The following is a 16,523-nucleotide window of genomic DNA, read 5'->3' on the forward strand; positions in this document are numbered from 1 at the left end:
TACTTCTTCATTAGTTTGGTGATTGGTACTTACAAATGCAAGTTCTTCACGTGACAAAACTTCAGGTTTATTTTTAAAAACGGCTAATTCATTTTGAGCCTCATTCTCAGAAACTGATATTTCAAATAATCCTCGAGCTAAAGCGTGCTTGTTATTAGCAACTACATTTATATTTGCTTTTTTTATCTGTTCATTTTTTTCATCAAACACATCAGGCTCTAAATTTGTATTTTGTAATAAAGTATCTTCTTGTTTATTATCTTCGATTACTGAATCTACTTCTGGTACTATTTTTTTAGCTACACTATCCACAGAATATAACGTATTTTCATCATTATTAGATACTTGATTTTCCTCTTCAGCAAAATCATCAAACAGTAAATAAGTATCCTTTGCTTTAGTTAATTGAACTAAAATTTTCCGATACCTTACGTTTTTATTTTGCTTTTTATTTGTAAAAAATGTGGGGATTTGTTTTGGTTTGAAACCTCGAGAATAGCGATTAATTTGTGCTTTTTCACTTTGACTATCTATCTTTGTCTCTTTGCGCGCAAATTTCTCATTGTGATGTGGTTTATTTACATCTTTTTTTAACGTTTTCTTATAAAATGCAGGTCCATCGTAACGCTCCATTAATTTCATCCTAACTATGTAAAAAACTAATTGCAATAACCGCAATTAGTTTTTATAAATCTATATTATGCAAATAATTTGGCTGCCTTCTCAAAATCGAATGCATCACCAACATGATTCATCTTTTCATCTAAAACTAAAATACCATGGACAGTTGGAGCATTAGGAATAGCCAACTCTTGAGCTGAACAAACCATGCCATAACTATCAATACCACGTAATTTACCCGGCCAAATAATAGCCCCAGTTGGCATCATTGCGCCAACTTTAGCAACAACAACAAGCTGACCTTGTTCAATATTAGGTGCACCACAAACGATATCTAGTGTCTCACCATTATTGACTTCAATTTTTGTGATATGCAAATGATCAGAATCAGGATGTTCATTACATTCAGCTACATATCCCACAACAAATTTAGGATCGTCATCGACAACAAGTACATCCTTAAATCCAGCAGCAACGATAAGTTGATTTAATTTTTCTACTTGTTTTTCATCTAAAAAGATTTGTCCGTTACCTACTAAATCAAGTGATTCTTTAGAGATTTCTAGAAAATTAAATCCCAACGTTTCATTCGATTTTTCATTGAAAATACGAACGACATTATTTTTTAATTCTGACTTTTGGTTTTCTACCTCTTCACGTAAAACAACCATTAATGTATCGCCAACGTTCTTTAAATTATAACTTGCTATTAACATATTTATTTATGAGTTCCCTTCTTATTATCACTAATGACTAAGACGTCACATGGCGCATTTCTTAGAATTGCATCTGTTGTTGATCCATTCACAAATCTTTCAACAACGTTAGCCCCTGTTTGCCCAACCATAATTAAATCAATATGTTTTTCTTCTGGTATTTCACGACTTAATAAAACTTTAGAAGATCCATATACTAAAATAGTTTCAACATCAATAACGCCCTTATCTATCGCAATTTGTTTGTAGTCGGCTAAGGTATCATTTAATCGCTTAACTTCAGTTGTAACGTCATCTTCATCTTCAGAAAATGTATTGTCAACACTTCGCTCAACAACATGTACAACTATTAAACTAGCCTCGTTTTTTAAAGTACTCTCAACTGCCTGATTAAATGCACGTTCAGATTGCACACTTCCATCTATCCCGACCATTACTCTTTTATAAACTTGTTCAAACATCACTATCACCCCAATGGTTTAGTCTAATTTGTTCATAAATGATTCGATTTGTTCTTTCGTTTTACGCTCTTTATTCACATAACGATCAAGCTCAACACCGTTATTGTATGCAACAAAACTCGGAATACCAAAAATACCCCAATCTTGGCAAAGTTCAATTTGTTCATCGCGATCTACTTTATAGAATTTAAAATCGGAATACTCTGCTTCAATTTCAGGCATTAATGGTTCAATAAAGTTACAGTCTGGACACCAACCTGCCGTAAAATAAAACAATGATTTACCATTCAATAATAATTCATTTAATTTATCTTTTTCTAAAACTTTTAATTTTTCCAATCTAACTACCCCTTAATGATTGTATCGACAGTTGAACGGTCCAATCCTAAAATTGTTTTTTCAAGTAATTCTTTTGCTGCTTCATAGTCTCTGATTGAGAACATTGTTTGATGCGTATGAATATAACGTGCACAAACGCCAATAACAGAACTTGGAATACCATTATTTGCTGTTTGAGCTGCGCCAGCATCAGTACCACCTTGAGAAACAAAGTACTGATAAGGAATATTGTTATCCGAAGCAGTATCCAATAAAAATTCTTTTAATCTAGGAAGCGTTACTAATCTTGGATCATAAATTCTGATCAACGTTCCTTCACCAAGATGTCCAAATGTTCCCTTTGTTGTTTCAATATCATTTGCTGCTGAACAGTCGACAGCAAAAAATAAATCAGGTTTCAGCATATTTACTGCACCTGGCGTGCCTCGTAGTCCAACTTCTTCTTGAACATTAGCACCAGCGAATAAAGTATTTGGTAATGTTACGTCTTTTAATTTTTCAAGTGTTTCCAGTACTGCAGTACAACCGTAACGGTTATCCCATGCCTTACTAATAATATTTTTACCATTAGCTGTTTTAATTGTTTCAACATCCGGAACAATATAATCTCCTGGTGCAATACCAAACTCTTTTGCTTCACTTGCAGATTCAAATCCACCATCAAATAAAATATCATTAATTTGTGGTGTTGCATTTTGATGATTATCACCACGCAATAAATGAGGTGATACTGAAGAAGAAATTATTGGGTACGTTTGACCTGATCGTGTTGTTAGTGTGAATCGTTGTGAAGAAACAACAAATGGATTCCATCCACCAAGTGGGCGAACTGAAAATAACCCATTGTCATTAATTGCGGCAAGCATGAATCCAACTTCGTCCATATGAGCAGCGGTCATAATTTTAGGTGCATTTATATCTGCATTTTTACGGATACCAAAAATCCCACCCAAACCATCCTGAACAACCTCATCAACATTTGGTGTCATTTTTTCGCGCATTACATCACGTACGTTATTTTCAAATCCACTTGTTGCCTGAAGTTCAGTCATTGTTTTAACTAAATTAAACGTTTTATCATTCATATTAGAGAGCCCCTTTTCATTTTATTGGACGAATTAGTCCCAATTTTGTCTACTCACTTAGCTTAATATTTCTTACTTTATATTATATAATAGTACCATAAAAGAATCCATGAATGTAGCTTAGTTACTATGTAACGGCGTTTTTACAAAAAAAATCTGGAATTTTTATTCCAGATTTTTAGACGTATTAAAATGTGCTTCTAACTTATAGATAGGCTGTCCCTTTTTACTAAATTTTTCTTCATATTCAGTCATGACATTATCTTCAGCTTCAACGCTTGCATGTAAATCAAGCCAAACTTGATCATAACCCATTCCATACTCATTTAAACTAACTAATGAGTATTCAAACAAGCCACGATTATCTGTCTTAAATTCAAGATGACCATCATTTTTCATAACTTTTTCATAGCCTTTTAAGAAACTGCCATGAGTAAGTCGACGTTTGGCTTGTCTTGTTTTAGGCCAAGGATCTGAAAAATTCAAATAAATGCCATCAACTTCATTATCATCAAAAAATTCAGTTACCGAATCACCGTTACCTAAAATTAATTGTAAATTTGGAATTTGTGCTTCAACTTGTTTCTTCAACGTAATTGCTGCAATTGTCGTTTGCAATTCAATTCCGATAAAATTATATTCCGGAAATTTTCTAGCCATTCCCATAATAAATCCACCCTTACCCATACCTATTTCAATAAAAAGTGGTTGTTTTTTCTCAAATCTTGATTGCCATTTACCCTTAAACTGATTAGGTGATGTTACAAGTAGTTCCGGATGTTCTGCAATTAACGGTTCAGCCCATGCTTTATTTCTTAATCTCAACTTATATATCCTCATTTCATTTGATAAAGTAAGTGGGGCTAGAACGTATTAATCGTTTTAGCCCCACTTACTTTTTAATCCATTTTTATATTATATTTTTGTAATTCTATTATTGCCTGATTCATTTCATGAAATCGACTTAATTGATGTGCTTTTTTTATTCGTTGTAATTTTGCTATTATAATGTACCAGTTTATTCTGTTTAATAAATCGTTATTCTCCAATGACTCATGATAACCACTCAGCCAACTACTCCATTGTGTATCTGGAATGTATTCAGACATAACTAAGCTCAAATCCATAGCAGGATCAGCAATTTTTGCTGACTCCCAATCAACTAAATATAATTGATTAGTATCAGACTGTAACCAATTTCGATGATTCAAATCACCATGACAAACTGTATACTTATCCGTTGATAGTTCAGGTTGATGTTCATTTAATTGCTGAAACATTTTTGATAGCAAGGGGTGCTGCTTTAAATCATCACTCAAATCGTCAAAATAATTAGCTAATAAGCCACTAGGTGTGATAACTTCTCCACCAACCTGTCTCAACATATTTTTTAATTGCTTTGAGCGATGAATTTTAGATAATAATTCAGGAACCATTTTTTGATCCATTTCATCAGAATGAAGGTTTCGTCCATTTAGCCACTCTTGTGCAGTTATTGTATCCCCACTTGAGATTCGCTTAGTCCAAATTAATTTTGGTGTAATACCAGCAACTGAGAGCGCAGCTAAAAAAGGTGACATATTTTGTTTCAAAAACACCTTTTCTTGTGCACGTGTACCCATGTATGCAGTGCCTGTATCTCCACCAATTGGTAACAATTGCCAACCGGGATCTAAATTAAAATCCATACTATTATTACCTCTTTTTCCCGACTAAGCTCTGATGCTATAGTTTCATCTTACAAACATCCCTATTATACGTCAAGGATTTTTTTAACTCTGGTAACTAAGTAAACATTAGTAAACAGCATTATTTCCACTAAACTCACCAAAACACCATAACCCATCATTAAAAATTGTCCTGTACCAATATAGATTGCGATATTAAAAAGTACTGCACTTACACTTATAATTGTTAATGTAAACTTTTTGAAATTCTTAATTTGATACTCTTTTCCTTTTGGATATAGTCTAGTAAAAATAATATTATCGTAATGTTTTGCAAAAGGTAACAATTGAAAACCAATCAGATAAATAAATAAGATTAAAAATGCGAGTGCTAGCCAACCATTTGAAATAAATGCAATAATTAGCGCTCCAATTAGAGTTAATCTAATAAATAAGCCACTAAATTCAGTTCCGCGAATAAATCCCCTTGCATATAAAAATGTATAAACATTTGCGTCATCTTTTTTAATATGATTTAAAATGAAATCAAGGTACACTCTTCTCTTAACATTCCCTCTAACCATTGGTACATCAGTAAATAAATTAAAGAAACGGTAAATCCCTAACATTCTATTTTCTTCAAAACTGATTGCTTTTTTCCAATCAAAGATTTCCTTAAATCCTTTTGCAGCTAGCTGATTTAAAACAAAGCTACTTAAAATAGCAACGATAAAACTCAGAATAAACGTACCATATAATCCAAGGATATAAATCAAAATAGGCAATAAAATATTAACTAATTTGATACTTCCCCAACTAAACCGGTTATTTTGATATTTTTCAAGTAATGAAATGACTAACCAATTATTTTTCAAGCATAGTTGCGTTAAAATCAAGAAAATAATATTGATTACTGAGATTTTCATTCCAATCATCATAACTGGGATAAGTAACACAATAAATCCAACTTGCATTAAGCTGGCCATAACTGTTGAATAGCGTTTTGCCTTTTTTAAATAACTAATTAATGCATGTTCCTGTGGTAAAAGAAAAACAATATCCGCTTCTTTTAATAACGTACTTAAACGGCCGATTTGTAAAATCACCAGTAATCCAATCACTAATGCAGGCCGATACCAAACTAAATTAACAGGCATCACCTTTAGCCCATTTGAATAAGCCAAACCAAGTCCACCAACAAAAAACATAATTGCAACAACAAAATGATCATTCAAAACATATCGTAAATATTTTAATAATAATAACTGATGACTTTTTAAACGTGTTGTCCATAAGTCTTTCATTTTGTTACCTCTTCCTTAGTTAAACCAAGATAAATTTCATCTAAGGAAGCATCTGGATTCTTATAGGCTTGTCTTAATTCAACCATTGTTCCTTGTGTTTTAATTTCACCTTTATTCAGTAAAATGAACCAATCGCAATACTTTTCAGCTGTGGCTAAAACGTGAGTTGACATTAAGACACTTGCGCCACGCTTCTTTTCAGCAACAATTAACTCTAATAAATCGTTAATTGCTAAGGGGTCTAGCCCGAGAAATGGCTCATCAATAACATAAAAATCAGATTCTGTTAAAAAAGCACAGACAATCATAACTTTTTGTTTCATCCCTTTTGAAAAGTTAGCGGGAAACCATTCTAACTTGTTATCAAGTCTAAATATTTTAAGTAATTCATTAGCTTTTTTCCATGCCTTAGTTTCATTCAATCCATAAGCCATCATTGAGAGTTCAATGTGTTCTTTTAATGTTAATTCTTCATAAAGAATAGGCGTTTCAGGAATATATGCTAAATGTGATTTATAAGCCTGGCTATCTTCCCTTAAGGTTACGCCATTTAATTTAATAGTTCCTTTTTGCGGGGTTAATAACCCAATTATATGATTGATTGTAGTCGATTTACCTGCACCATTTAAACCAATTAAGCCAACGACATTTCCAGGTTTAACTTCAAAAGAAATATCTTTTAAAACTGGTATTTGAGAGTAACCACCCACTAAATTTTTAACTTCTAATGTCATTTTCTAATTCCCCATTTACAATTTATTTATGCCTTTAATTATATCATATTATGGTGAATTATCATTCATGATGTATAATAAAAGTATTAACTAACTTTGAAAGAAGGCAAACATATGACTGACTGTATTTTTTGTAAAATAATTGCCAATGATATTCCTAGTTTCACCGTATACGAAGATGAAGACATTAAAGCATTTCTTGATATCTCACAAACAACCCCAGGCCATACACTTGTTATTCCAAAAAAACATGTTGCTAATATTTTTGAATATGACCAAGCACTCGCTAGTAAAGTTTTTTCTAAAATTCCAATGATTGCTTCCGCAATTAAAGTAAGCAATCCAGATATTCAAGGGATGAATATCGTCAATAATAACGGTGAACTAGCTTACCAATCTGTTTTTCACTCACATTTTCATTTAATTCCTAGATACTCAACAAAAGATACTTTTAAAATGTCATTCAAGGATAATTCCAAGAAGTACACATCCGAGCAACTTGAATCAATTATGATGTCAATCAAGAATAAGATTGGAGAAAAATAATGTCAAAAACACTTAAACGAATTAGTTTGTTATCAATTATTGGTGGGTCAGCATACTATGCCTATAACCATAGAGATGAACTTATTACTTTTGTTGCAGATAAAAAAGTTCAGTTAAAAGCAGATTTTTCTGACTATCAAAATGATATCAATCGCGTAACTAATTCATCAAAAAAATTGCAGTATGCTACAGATCATCTGAATACGATTATCGAAGAAACATTACCCATCGTCGATTCCATTAGCAATCGTATAGAAAAGTTTACTTATGAGATCGAGCCAAATATCAATAAAATTAATAAAAAATTAGAAAAGTATCAATGAATTAGGCTTTTAAAAGTTTGATTTTTTTGTGAATTTTCGGTCATTTACTTTCATTATATGATAATTATGTTATATTAAACGTATTAGTCTTTCATTGAGAAGACAAAAAATTTAAGAAATAGGATGTGTTAGGTTATGAAAAAATGGCTTGTTGCTTTAGCCGGCGTACTATTAACATTTACATTAGCGGGTTGTGGGAGCTCAACAGTTGCAACTACTTCAGGTGGTAAGGTTACAGAAAGTGCTTACTACGATAGTTTGAAGAAAACTTCAAGTGGTACATCAATTTTACAACAAATGATTTTGAACAAAGTATTGGAAAAACAATATGGTGATGATGTTTCTGATAAAGAAGTCACAAAACAATACGATACTTATAAAGCTAAATATGGTTCAAGTTTCTCATCTGTCTTATCACAAAACAGTATGACAAAGACTAGTTTTAAAGCAGAATTACGTTCTAACTTACTTTTAAAAGCTGCTGTTAAACATTACAGTGATTTAAGTTCTACAGCTGTAGATAAGCAATGGGAAGAATACCAACCAACTATTACAGTTCAACGTATTCAAGTTGCTTCAAAATCAGATGCAGAAAAAATCATCAAACAACTTGATGAACAAAAGACTGCTAAAAAGTTAACTGACAAATTTACTGCATTAGCTAAATCAAAATCAACAGATACAACTTCTGCAAGTACTGGTGGTACTTTAGCTGCATTTAACAATACAGATACAACACTAACAGCAGAATTTAAAAAAGCTGCATTTGATTTAAAACAAGGTAAATATACAACTACACCTGTTAAAACAACAGCAGGTTATGATGTAATCTTGAGTGTTAAAAATGCTGGTAAAGGTAAAAAAGCCGATCACATTTCTGACTTAAAAGAACAAATTGTTACTGAAACTATGGCTGACTCAACTAAATTACAAAAAATTGTTGGTAAAGTTCTTAAAAAAGGTAACGTATCAATCAAAGATGATGACTTGAAAGATGTTCTTTCAAGCTACTTATCATCATCTTCTTCATCTTCAAAATAAATACATCAAAACATCAGATTATATCTGGTGTTTTTTTTTCGAAAAAAATATCTCAATGGAATTTATCCATTGAGATATTTTTCAATTTAATTATTTGTTACATTACTGTCAGCATGTGGTTTATAGAAATTTCGACCATCCATACCAAATATACGTTCAGAAAATTCGCCCTCTTCTGTATGAGCCAATGACCCTTTCAACATTTGAATTGATGCATCAATATTATCAATTTGATGTAAAACATCTGCTTCAATTAAATGAGGTTGCACTGGTGAACCATACTCTAGTAACCCATGATGCGCAAGAACAACGTGACGTAATAAAATCATGTCTTCTGTCTGAAGATCAATTTTTAATTCACCTGCTGCTTTAACAATTTCTTCATCAATTAATACAATATGCCCAATTAAATTTCCAGCTAATGTATAAGTTGTTGCCACAGAACCTGATAATTCGATTGTTTTTCCTAAATCATGTAAAATCACACCTGCGTAAAGTAATGGTGCATTAATCACATCACCATATTCGGCAACAATTGATTTAGCTAATCGCAACATTGAAAGTGTATGGTAGGCTAACCCACCAGAAAATGCGTGATGATTTTTCTTTGCAGCGGGATAACTGAAAAAATCATCATGTTTTTCGGCAATGAGATATCTTACAATTCGATTCCAATTTGGGTTTGTAATTTCAAAAATAGCTTTATTAAATTCTTCTTCCATCTCATCTTTTTTCATTGGTGCACTAACGACAAATTGACTCGGATCATTAGGTTCACCCTCTTCAGTCAATCTAATATGATAGATTTTCATCTGTGGATTATTTTGGTAAACTTCACGTTTTCCTTTTATAAAGGCAACTTTACCCGTTTGAAATTGTTCAATTGCCTCTGGCGTTGCATCCCAAAGCTTAGCGCTAATTTGGCCTGAACTATCTTCAAAATTAAATGCAATAAATTGCTTATTATTCTTTGTATTTCTAACTTCTGCACTCTTAATTAAAACAAATAATGCTACGTTTTCGTCAACTTTATATTCAAATATTTTTTTCTCTTGTGCCATGTCCATCCTCCTATAACTTAATTATTTTATCGTTATCAAATCCAGTTAATCCTGAATCATCTGCCGTTAAATAAATAATTTGAACTTTTTTACTTATTTCTCGTATTAGTTTTAAAACGGCATTTTTTCTGTTTTTATCAAAATTAACAAACCCATCATCAATAATTAATGGTAATTCGATTGATTTATTAATTGTCATGATTAAAGCAAATCTAAGTGCGATATATAGCTGCTCTGCTGTTCCTTGTGACAATTCTCCCACTTCAAATGATACCATATCAGAAGAAACGACGGTTAATAATCCTGATATATTATTTATTTGTGTAAAATGGCCTAATGTTAATAGTTCAAAATAATGATTTGCTAATTGCAACATTTGTGGCATTCTAACCCCAGAAGAGTCTTTTAATGCCTCGTTAATCCAATTAATAGTTAACTTTTGAGTTAACCATTTATCAGCTAATTCACTTAAAATTGTAACTTTTTCAGCCAACTCTTGTCGAAGTTCTGTATAATTCCCTTCTGCCTTCAAAGTCCGTAATAACGTCTGTTGATCAATAATCTCCTGATTAATGTTCATTATACTATTTTGCAATTGTTTCAATTGTTCTGTAAGCTCATCTAATTGTTCATCTAAACTTTCTTTCGTTTCAAATCTAGCAAGATTTTTTCTAACCTCCACAGGAAGCTGCTCATTAATTGTATCCAATTTAGATTTGTCTTGAACAAATTGCTTTTGTAAATCGTAATTTTTTTCAAATTGCTCAATTGACGTTAAATGATATTGCGTTAATATTTCATTAATTTGATTAGAAATATCAGCAGTCACATTATCTTCATGCTTTTGTTGTTCATTTAAATAGCCCATTTTATTTTTTATTGATTGTGATTCAGCAATTAAAGGTTGTAATTTATCATTAAAGCCTCTAATTCTAGCTAAACTATCTGCCATATCACTTTTATTTAGTGCTAGAAAACTATCAGCAAAATCTGTCTGATTCAAATAATTTTTTATCTTGTCAGTTAACGTTTTAATTTCTGCTGATTTTTGACTAATTTGATCTGTTATAGACTGTATTCGACTTAAGTCATTTTGAATTGAGAACCACTGATTCTTTGGAAAATCATCTAAAACGTATTGAATTTGATAATCCGTTAATTCAGTATCAGTTTGTCTCAATTGTTCGTCCAGTTCACCTATCTTCAATTGATTTTCATCAATTTCTGCAGTAATCATTTGTCTTTTATTTTGTATTTGCATCAGAGCATCACTACTTGATTTATCCTTAGAATTAGACTGCTTAAATACAATTATGGTATATACAACTATCATAATATCTAGTATCAATCCCATTATTTTAAACGGCATTGGTAAGATCATACTTAGTACAAATAGTATAACACTTACCCCTACTAAGATACTTTGTTGTGTAGACCATTTACTTTTTTGTACTTGATTTTTTTGATCAATTGATTGATTTAAATCTAAAATATCTTGTTTTTTCGTCAATTGCTTTTGTTCAATTTCTTGAAGTATTCGTTTATTGCTCTCTTCAGATTTAATTAATGTGACAATATTTTTAAAATCATCAGGATCAAACGCTATTGGAACTTTTCCGTTGATATTTTGATATTGCATCATTAACCGTTCTTGTTCTGTTAATAGTTGGTTTAAACTCGTCTGTTCTAATACAACTTTATCTAAATATTGTTGATTATCAGCTAATTGTTCAAATAATATATCAAAATCAACTTTATTGTTTTCATAAAAATTTATTAAATTTAATGCTGCTAAATTTTCTTTTTCATCAACTACACTCTGATTAATCGATTTTAACCTTTCATTATTTATCTTTTGTTTCTCTAGTAAATTTTGTATTTTTTGATAATTATCAACAGAAATCATAGCATCTTCATCAGTTTGTTTTAGCTTATCCGTCAACTCATTAGATTGTTCATATATTGACCAATTTTGCTTTAATTGTTCGTAGCGTTGGTAATCTTTGGTTAGATTATATTGTGTTGTTTGTAGCCCTTTAATTTGTTCCCTATTTTGATCTAACTTTTTTTGTGTCTCAACATATTCCGGAAATTTCTGTTTGGCAATATTTATTTTATTAACTAAATCATTGTATAACGCAATTTCCTTATTTAACTCAGTTACACGACCTGCTGGCTTATAGACGTGATCGGCATCTTTTTGAATTTTTTTAGTTAATTCTAACCATTCTTGACTACCAACTGCTCCCATCGTCGTTAGATACTCATTTAAATCTTCATTCGTTAAATTAAATACTTGGTTTAACGCCTGCTGATTAAATGAAAATACTTGATTGTATAAATTTTCATCGACTGGATTTAGCCATTCATGCAGCTTACTACTAGCTACTTTCATCCCATCATCACTTTTAACAATAGATACCTTGCCACCAGATTTACCTTGTGTACGAGTTAGTCGATAAGCATCGTTACCAATTAATAATTCCAACTCTCCACCATATGTGGATGAGTCTTTAGGCAGATATTGTTGGTACTTCTTTTTCGCATTTGCAAATCCAAATAACATACTCAATACGAATGCTGTTAACGTCGATTTACCTGCTTCATTCAGACCAAAAATAACCTGATTCGTTTGATTAAAATCAAACGTTTTATCATGCCACTTCCCAAATCCGTAAATTTTAACTTTAGTTATTTTCATCTATATGACCCTCTATCGCTTGATTTTCATGAAGCAATGTTTTTGAATTTTCTTGTAATTCTACTAAATGTCCCGTTTCTAATAAGTACGTATTAAGTTCCGGAATTTGTAATAATTTATCAGCGAGTTCAGTCATTCCATCATCAGTAAAAACACGTTTTGCGCTTTCTTCCCAGTATTGTTGATCAATTGATTCAAAAGCTACCTTTTTATTAATCACCGTTTTAATTTTAACAATCCAATAGTAATTATCTGGCATATGTTTTTGAATCCAAGCAGTTAATAAATCACCATTTTGAATGCGATTTACTAGGCTATCACTAAAATTATCTAAATCTGTGATTTGTATCACTATTAAATATGATTTATCTTTAGAAAAAAGTTGGCATTCAGCGTCAATCTTATCAATAGCATCTGATAGTGAATCAATTTTTGCCATTGAAATATTAACTGTTTCCCAATCAATTGTAGATGACGTTATAAATTTGGGAACCAACTTATTTCCATCACTATTCACTAGATAAAACCCTTTATCGCCTGATTCTTTACGGTGCCGACCTTGTGTATTTCCAGGATAGATAACTGGGGGTTGTTCATTCAAAATCTGTCTTACATGAATATGACCCAATCCCCAATAATCATAATTTTTCTGTAATAATTCTTTAACAGTAAATGGTGCATAACTTTCATCTGATATTGAATTTATACCCTCATTTGCCCCATGGATAAGCCCAATATGCCATTTCTCATCACCACGAACAGGATAATCAACGATTTTTGATGGTTCCCATCTATGTGCATAACTAAACCCAGTTAATCGAACTTCATCGCCATTTTTTAAAATGTGCGTCACTGTTTCAACTTCACTTGTAAATAAAGTTACATTTGATGGAAAAGTTAAATGATCTTGAGCATTATCAGAAAAATCATGGTTACCAAAACTCAAATAAACATTTATTCCGGCCTTTTGCAGTCGTTCACACTGACTAATTAACGTTGTTTGTGCCATAATACTCATCTCAGATGAATCATATAAATCCCCAACTAAACAAACAAAGTCTACTGATTCTTCAATAGCCGTATCTACGAGATTACTCAAAGCTTTAAATGTTGACTGATAAATCGAATCCATTAACTGACTTGGTACATTTTTTAATCCTCCAAAAGGACTATCTAAATGTAAATCAGCTGCATGAATAAATTTCATCTTCCCACTCCTTTATAAAAAAAAACCTGGTACAAAACATAATTGCTTTGCTTCCAGGATTTTTATTCGAATTAATTATGATATAAATCTTGTATTGGTTTTGTGATAATTGAATTAACTTCATTCATAATTTCACTTAAAACTTGTTCTTTAACCATTAAATCTTTGATTGTATCAAAATCACCGATTTTTTCTGAAAGATTATGAGCATTTTCAAGTTCTTCGTCTGTCATTTCTTCACCATTCATTTGTTTTTGTTGCAAAGACATTTGAATTGTTTGAAATTCTTTAAATAATTTATATGCAATTTCATCTTCTTGCATTTTTGTATAAGCTGATTTCAAAGCCTTATATTCTTCCGTTTGACTAAGATCTTGACTCATTTGGTTCGCTGTATCATAAATATTAACAACCATTTCTGATTCCTCCAATAATAATTTATATTAACTTAATTAGTGTATCATTTTTATCCATAATTTGCATTGATTTGTTCTAATTTCCAAACATCCCATTAATACTATCACTGAGCCATTTTTGGGCTTTTTTAGCAGAATCAGATAATTTATTTTTTATTTCATCTGTTTGCTTTTCTACTGATTCTAAAATACCATCTCCACTATCATTTGAACCGGTATTATTTGCTAAAGTAGTAGCAGATTTCGTTGAGAAGCTTGTCTGAGCAGTATTAGGTAATATACCTGACATTTCGCTTTTAAATAAGGAATCAACGATATCCCCACTTGAATTTCTTAGGTAATGAGTATCATCAGTTTGATCAAAACCAACCCATGTTGCGACAGTAATGTCTGGTGTATATCCAATAACCCACTGATCTTTCGTCCCATCTGTAGAACCTTTTTTAGCCTCTGTACTTCCCGTTTTACCAGCAACTGTATATCCAGCTGGGACAGCAAGTTCGCCAGTTCCTCCAGTTTCAAAGACACCCATCATCATACTTGTCATCGATTTAGCTACCTTACTACTCATAACTTTAGTTTCACTATTGTCTGAATTATTAACAATCGTTTTACCAGAAGCATCAACAATTTTAGTAATAAAATGAGCCTTTTTTTGAATACCACCATTAGCAAACGCAGTATATGCACTAGCCATTTCGTAGGGTGAGACACCAGTAGTTAAACCACCCAAAGCTAAATCTAAGTTTTTGTCCGAACTTTTAACCGGTATACCAAATTTTTTAACAGCATCGTATCCTTTATCAACACCAATTTTATTTAACAACCACACAGCTGGCGCATTTTTACTAAGTGCCAATGCCTTATACATTGGTATTTTACCTGCATATTGATTGTCGTAATTATTTGGTGAATAATTATTTGATCCATATGATTGTTTTTTATCTTTTAATTCAGAATCATAAAAATAGCCATCTTCTAAAGCAGGCATATATACGGCAATTGGTTTTAGTGTTGACCCCGGTTGGCGGTTAATCTGAGTCGCTCGATTATATCCCCTAAAAACGTGTTTACCTCGTCCACCAACAACTGCTGTCACACCACCATTCGTTGAATTAATAGCAATTGATCCACCCTGAGCTTTTGTCCCATCATCAGCATCCAAAGGGAACAAGGTAGAGTTATCAAATGATGTTTGCATAGCTTCTTGATGGGTCTGATCCATCGCCGTATAAATTTTATAACCACGATTCATAATATCTGATTCAGTTAACCCATAATTTTTAATTGCTTCACTAATAACGGCATCAAAATAATAAGGATATTTATAACCTGATTGATAATCGTACGTATCATTTAATGTAATACCCGTCTGCTTAGCACTTGATAATTCTGCACTAGAGATTTTTTTATTTTCATACATAACATTCAGAACAACATTACGCCTTTGTTTAGCTGCAACAGGATGATCTATCGGATTATATGCCCCTGGCGATGTTAACATACCCGCAATAACTGCAGCCTCACTAACAGTTAAATCTGAAGCACTTTTTCCAAAATATTTTTTAGAGGCATCTTGAACACCCCAAACGCCATTACCAAAATATGCATTATTTAAGTACATCGTTAGAATGTCTTTTTTTGAATATACTTTTTCCGTTTCAATTGAAATAAATATTTCTTTAGCCTTACGACTATAAGTTTGCTCCTGTGACAAGAATGCATTTTTAACAAGTTGTTGCGTTATAGTACTTCCGCCACCACTAATTGCACTACTTCCAGTTAATCGATTTTTAACCAATGAAACCACAGAACGTGCCATCCCTTTGATTGAAAATCCATATTCATGATAAAAATTACGATCTTCTGATGACAGTACAGCATTTTGAATATTGGGTGAAATCTTATTTAATGAAACGTAAGTACCCTTTTGAGAGTATAACGATCCTGCTTTATCGCCATCTTTATCAAAAACCTCAGTTGATTGTTGTAAAGCAGCTTTTAACCCACTAACATTTGTTGTTTTGGCTACATAAGTTAAATACGCACTCGAACCTAAAATAATTGCTAAAATAAAAATAGTCAACCATTTCCAACCATGCACAAATTTCCATCCCTGTCGAAACCAATTTTTAAATTGAATTAGATGTATTACAAACCAATTTTCATTTTTAGTTCTTTTATTTTCATTTTTCATTAGTTGTCCCCATATTTAATCTTAATATCATTTATTATTTTACCATAGCAATATTATAAAAAGTAAATTAGCCTTTTTATTATGATATTTTTAAATATTTAAAA

Annotated in this window: 17 protein-coding genes; 3 read left to right on the forward strand and 14 right to left on the reverse strand. The window is 31.7% G+C overall.

Annotated elements, in window-relative coordinates; all coding sequences use genetic code 11:
* The 9 genes from AC1RPR_RS03335 to AC1RPR_RS03375 all read right to left on the reverse strand — a co-directional run.
* The coding region (locus AC1RPR_RS03335) for a hypothetical protein (RefSeq protein WP_481761195.1) at positions 1-633 on the reverse strand (633 nt) is incomplete at its 3' end.
* Between the two features lie 65 nt (positions 634-698).
* Positions 699-1,337 carry a YtpR family tRNA-binding protein gene (ytpR, locus tag AC1RPR_RS03340; protein ID WP_481761194.1) on the reverse strand — a complete coding sequence of 213 codons (639 nt, stop codon included), beginning with the start codon at positions 1,335-1,337 and terminating at the stop codon, positions 699-701.
* Between the two features lie 2 nt (positions 1,338-1,339).
* Positions 1,340-1,798, reverse strand: coding sequence for a universal stress protein (locus tag AC1RPR_RS03345; RefSeq protein ID WP_481761193.1), 459 nt, complete (start codon positions 1,796-1,798; stop codon positions 1,340-1,342).
* A gap of 18 nt (positions 1,799-1,816) precedes the next feature.
* Entirely contained in the window at positions 1,817-2,137 is a 321-nt protein-coding gene (locus AC1RPR_RS03350; protein ID WP_409022701.1) for a thioredoxin family protein, read from the reverse strand.
* A 5-nt stretch (positions 2,138-2,142) separates the two neighbouring features.
* Positions 2,143-3,222: a glutamyl aminopeptidase gene (pepA, locus tag AC1RPR_RS03355; protein ID WP_409022702.1), complete on the reverse strand. Its 1,080-nt coding sequence runs from the start codon at positions 3,220-3,222 to the stop codon at positions 2,143-2,145.
* A gap of 165 nt (positions 3,223-3,387) precedes the next feature.
* A complete protein-coding gene (trmB, locus tag AC1RPR_RS03360; RefSeq protein ID WP_409022703.1) occupies positions 3,388-4,047 on the reverse strand; it encodes a tRNA (guanosine(46)-N7)-methyltransferase TrmB in 660 nt (219 codons plus the stop codon).
* A 74-nt stretch (positions 4,048-4,121) separates the two neighbouring features.
* The gene (locus AC1RPR_RS03365; protein ID WP_481761192.1) at positions 4,122-4,910 is read right to left on the reverse strand and encodes a phosphotransferase; all 789 of its coding nucleotides are present in this window, start codon (positions 4,908-4,910) and stop codon (positions 4,122-4,124) included.
* Between the two features lie 65 nt (positions 4,911-4,975).
* Complete coding sequence (locus AC1RPR_RS03370) at positions 4,976-6,193, reverse strand: ABC transporter permease (RefSeq protein ID WP_481761191.1); 1,218 nt, start codon at positions 6,191-6,193, stop codon at positions 4,976-4,978.
* Positions 6,190-6,927: an ABC transporter ATP-binding protein gene (locus AC1RPR_RS03375; protein ID WP_481761190.1), complete on the reverse strand. Its 738-nt coding sequence runs from the start codon at positions 6,925-6,927 to the stop codon at positions 6,190-6,192. The genes AC1RPR_RS03370 and AC1RPR_RS03375 overlap by 4 nt, the downstream gene beginning before the upstream one ends.
* 114 nt (positions 6,928-7,041) lie before the next feature.
* Here AC1RPR_RS03375 and AC1RPR_RS03380 point away from each other — a divergent pair, with 114 nt between their 5' ends.
* The 3 genes from AC1RPR_RS03380 to AC1RPR_RS03390 all read left to right on the forward strand — a co-directional run bounded on the left by AC1RPR_RS03380 (position 7,042) and on the right by AC1RPR_RS03390 (position 8,837).
* On the forward strand, positions 7,042-7,473 hold the full coding sequence (locus AC1RPR_RS03380) for an HIT family protein (protein ID WP_481761189.1): 432 nt from the start codon (positions 7,042-7,044) through the stop codon (positions 7,471-7,473).
* On the forward strand, positions 7,473-7,796 hold the full coding sequence (locus AC1RPR_RS03385) for a hypothetical protein (protein ID WP_481761188.1): 324 nt from the start codon (positions 7,473-7,475) through the stop codon (positions 7,794-7,796). The genes AC1RPR_RS03380 and AC1RPR_RS03385 overlap by 1 nt, the downstream gene beginning before the upstream one ends.
* Positions 7,797-7,931: 135 nt before the next feature.
* Positions 7,932-8,837, forward strand: coding sequence for a peptidylprolyl isomerase (locus AC1RPR_RS03390; protein WP_481761187.1), 906 nt, complete (start codon positions 7,932-7,934; stop codon positions 8,835-8,837).
* Positions 8,838-8,923: 86 nt separating this feature from the next.
* Here the strand turns inward: AC1RPR_RS03390 and AC1RPR_RS03395 are convergent, their stop codons facing one another.
* From AC1RPR_RS03395 to AC1RPR_RS03415, 5 genes are all read right to left on the reverse strand, one after another.
* Positions 8,924-9,898 carry a 3'-5' exoribonuclease YhaM family protein gene (locus tag AC1RPR_RS03395; protein WP_481761186.1) on the reverse strand — a complete coding sequence of 325 codons (975 nt, stop codon included), beginning with the start codon at positions 9,896-9,898 and terminating at the stop codon, positions 8,924-8,926.
* A 10-nt stretch (positions 9,899-9,908) separates the two neighbouring features.
* Entirely contained in the window at positions 9,909-12,599 is a 2,691-nt protein-coding gene (locus AC1RPR_RS03400; protein WP_481761185.1) for an ATP-binding protein, read from the reverse strand.
* Positions 12,586-13,806 (reverse strand): metallophosphoesterase family protein, encoded by a 1,221-nt coding sequence (locus tag AC1RPR_RS03405; protein WP_481761184.1) that lies wholly within the window; start codon positions 13,804-13,806, stop codon positions 12,586-12,588. Before AC1RPR_RS03405 ends, AC1RPR_RS03400 begins: the two co-directional genes overlap by 14 nt.
* 71 nt (positions 13,807-13,877) lie before the next feature.
* On the reverse strand, positions 13,878-14,222 hold the full coding sequence (locus tag AC1RPR_RS03410; RefSeq protein ID WP_481761183.1) for a YlbF/YmcA family competence regulator: 345 nt from the start codon (positions 14,220-14,222) through the stop codon (positions 13,878-13,880).
* Positions 14,223-14,298: 76 nt separating this feature from the next.
* Positions 14,299-16,419: a PBP1A family penicillin-binding protein gene (locus AC1RPR_RS03415; protein ID WP_481761182.1), complete on the reverse strand. Its 2,121-nt coding sequence runs from the start codon at positions 16,417-16,419 to the stop codon at positions 14,299-14,301.
* Positions 16,420-16,523 lie beyond the last annotated feature (104 nt).

This window comes from Dellaglioa sp. CoH-57-MRSF-22 (assembly GCF_056781895.1).

Coding starts and splice junctions, on each gene's coding strand:
- AC1RPR_RS03375 (WP_481761190.1), bottom strand. CDS start 6,927: ATGACATTAGAAGTTAAAAATTTAGTGGGTGGTTACTCTCAAATACCA.
- AC1RPR_RS03410 (WP_481761183.1), bottom strand. CDS start 14,222: ATGGTTGTTAATATTTATGATACAGCGAACCAAATGAGTCAAGATCTT.
- ytpR (WP_481761194.1), bottom strand. CDS start 1,337: ATGTTAATAGCAAGTTATAATTTAAAGAACGTTGGCGATACATTAATG.
- AC1RPR_RS03395 (WP_481761186.1), bottom strand. CDS start 9,898: ATGGCACAAGAGAAAAAAATATTTGAATATAAAGTTGACGAAAACGTA.
- AC1RPR_RS03380 (WP_481761189.1), top strand. CDS start 7,042: ATGACTGACTGTATTTTTTGTAAAATAATTGCCAATGATATTCCTAGT.
- AC1RPR_RS03385 (WP_481761188.1), top strand. CDS start 7,473: ATGTCAAAAACACTTAAACGAATTAGTTTGTTATCAATTATTGGTGGG.
- AC1RPR_RS03400 (WP_481761185.1), bottom strand. CDS start 12,599: ATGAAAATAACTAAAGTTAAAATTTACGGATTTGGGAAGTGGCATGAT.
- AC1RPR_RS03345 (WP_481761193.1), bottom strand. CDS start 1,798: ATGTTTGAACAAGTTTATAAAAGAGTAATGGTCGGGATAGATGGAAGT.
- AC1RPR_RS03365 (WP_481761192.1), bottom strand. CDS start 4,910: ATGGATTTTAATTTAGATCCCGGTTGGCAATTGTTACCAATTGGTGGA.
- AC1RPR_RS03390 (WP_481761187.1), top strand. CDS start 7,932: ATGAAAAAATGGCTTGTTGCTTTAGCCGGCGTACTATTAACATTTACA.
- AC1RPR_RS03415 (WP_481761182.1), bottom strand. CDS start 16,419: ATGAAAAATGAAAATAAAAGAACTAAAAATGAAAATTGGTTTGTAATA.
- AC1RPR_RS03405 (WP_481761184.1), bottom strand. CDS start 13,806: ATGAAATTTATTCATGCAGCTGATTTACATTTAGATAGTCCTTTTGGA.
- pepA (WP_409022702.1), bottom strand. CDS start 3,222: ATGAATGATAAAACGTTTAATTTAGTTAAAACAATGACTGAACTTCAG.
- AC1RPR_RS03370 (WP_481761191.1), bottom strand. CDS start 6,193: ATGAAAGACTTATGGACAACACGTTTAAAAAGTCATCAGTTATTATTA.